The sequence below is a fragment of the Streptomyces sp. 7R007 genome (assembly GCF_054850255.1).
This window is the reverse complement of record NZ_JBTWMV010000156.1, coordinates 1-637: the sequence shown is the minus strand read 5'-3', so window position 1 is coordinate 637 and position 637 is coordinate 1. Positions and strand designations below refer to the sequence as shown.

The 637-nt window shown below is 72.5% G+C and carries 1 protein-coding gene; it reads left to right on the top strand.

What is annotated here, in order from left to right:
• The coding region (locus ACYF6T_RS44575) for an acyl carrier protein (protein ID WP_461703708.1) at window positions 1-637 on the top strand (637 nt) is incomplete at both ends.

The window sequence follows — 637 nt, the reverse complement described above, 5'->3', positions numbered from 1 at the left end:
ACCCTGGAGTCAGGCGGGGATCGCCGCGGACCAGGACACGCTCGCCTTCTTCTCCCGCTTCGGCCTGCACTCCCTCCACCCCGACCTGGCCACCAAAGCCCTCCACCAGGCCGTCGGCCGCAACGCCGCGAACCTCACGATCGCCAACATCGACTGGACGCAGTTCACCCCCACCTTCACCGCCGGGCGTCCCTCCCCCCTCCTGGCCGACCTCCCGGAGAACGCCCGGCCCGTCACCACCGGCGCGGCCAAGCCCGGCGCCACCGCCACGACACCCCTCGGGCAGCAGCTCCAGGGCGCGACGCCGGCGCGCAGGCACCAGATCCTGCTCAACCACGTGCGCACCGAGGCGGCCGCGACGCTCGGGCACGCGGGGACTGATCCGATCCCGGCCAACAAGCCCTTCCGTGAGCTCGGCTTCGACTCGCTCACGGCCGTCCAGCTGCGCAACCAGCTCAACCAGGCGACCGGGCTCGAACTGCCGGTCACGATGGTCTTCGACCATCCGACACCGCAGGAGCTCACCGAGTTCATCGAGGGTCAACTGCTCGGCGAGGGGCCGACGGTGCCACGGGCCACCGCGGTGCGCGCCGCCGGGCCCGGCTCGGCCGAGGACGAGCCGATCGCGATCGTCGGC